Here is a 1055-nt window from a genome sequence, read left to right as displayed (position 1 = left end):
CGGCGTCTGGTCCGCAGATCCCGCCCGTGCCGAACGAGTGGCCCGCCGGATGCGCACCGGCCAGGTGTACGTCAACGGCGGCGCGTTCAACACCGAAGCGCCGTTCGGCGGCTACAAGCAGTCCGGCCTCGGCCGTGAAGCGGGCGTCTTCGGGCTCGAGGAGTTCCTCGAGATCAAGTCGATCCTGCGCTGATCCTGCGCTGGTACGCACAGGTCACCCGACCCGACGGTCGGTGCACAGATATTTCCGTACACGGACCGTCGGGTCGGGTTTTCTCGCGTAGTGCCCGTTCGCGACACGCGTAGGCGACTACGCGTGACATTCCTCACTCGCGGGACGATGGTCGTAGTAGAGACGCGAGGAAGAAGTAGAGCCATGTACCAGCCGGCGGCAGAAACGACCATTGCGAGCAGCAGCGGTGAACGCGGCCGAGGCAACGGCACCCTCGAGGGCCTGACCCTGACCGTGGACCGGGAGCGGATCGCCGGGCTGCGCGAAGTCCTCGAAAGCAAACTTCCCGACCTGGCGCCGTGCGCGCGGCTCCTCGCGGGGGACGCGGCACCGGAGATCCTCGACCGGGCGGTCGCGCGGGCCGTCGCGACGTGGCGCGGGCCCGTCGGACCGGAACTGTGCGCGTACGTGCTGAGCTGGTTCGTCTATCTGCAGCGTCCGCGCAAGGCCCCTCGGGTCGCCGGCGAGAGCCCGCGCGGTGACGTGCTGTTCGCGACGCTGCCGCCGGCCGAGCAGCTGGCGATCGTGCTGGCCGCCTACGAGGAGCTACCCGCCGATCGGATCGCCGCGGTCGTCGGCCGCGTCCTGGCTGAGTTCGAACTCGAGAAGGTCGCGCCGCTCGACCCTAACGCGGGAGCACGGTGAGGACCCGCACGATGTGGTCCCGGAACTCGGACATGTAGTTGCGCAGGAACGTCTCCGTCGATTCGTTGCTGATGCTGCCGTCGTCGCCGAACACGTCGGGTGTGTAGTGGATGTATGCCTCGGGGGCGGTCATCAGCCGGGCGTTGCAGAACGCCATCACCCCGCGCAGGCTCTGCTG

The 1055-nt window shown here is 68.4% G+C and carries 2 protein-coding genes and 1 pseudogene; 2 read left to right on the top strand and 1 reads right to left on the bottom strand.

The features are described 5' to 3' along the window. Positions 1–193, top strand: a 193-nt coding sequence (locus tag I0Q12_RS32775; RefSeq protein ID WP_231610579.1) for an aldehyde dehydrogenase family protein, incomplete at its 5' end; no start/stop codon positions are given. 183 nt (positions 194–376) lie between these two features. Further along, a complete protein-coding gene (locus tag I0Q12_RS13380; RefSeq protein WP_231610578.1) occupies positions 377–877 on the top strand; it encodes a hypothetical protein in 501 nt (166 codons plus the stop codon). On the opposite strand, the pseudogene I0Q12_RS32770 reads toward I0Q12_RS13380, so the two are convergent. Beyond that, positions 858–1055 (bottom strand): annotated as a pseudogene (locus I0Q12_RS32770) (ACP phosphodiesterase); the annotation flags it as partial. The gene I0Q12_RS13380 and the pseudogene I0Q12_RS32770 sit on opposite strands and share 20 nt — an antisense overlap.

It is taken from the genome of Rhodococcus sp. CX (assembly GCF_015865005.1).
Taxonomy (GTDB): domain Bacteria; phylum Actinomycetota; class Actinomycetes; order Mycobacteriales; family Mycobacteriaceae; genus Rhodococcus.
Note: the sequence above shows the minus strand (reverse complement) of the source record. Positions and strands in the feature narration are given on the sequence as shown.

Coding starts and splice junctions, on each gene's coding strand:
- I0Q12_RS13380 (WP_231610578.1), top strand. CDS start 377: ATGTACCAGCCGGCGGCAGAAACGACCATTGCGAGCAGCAGCGGTGAA.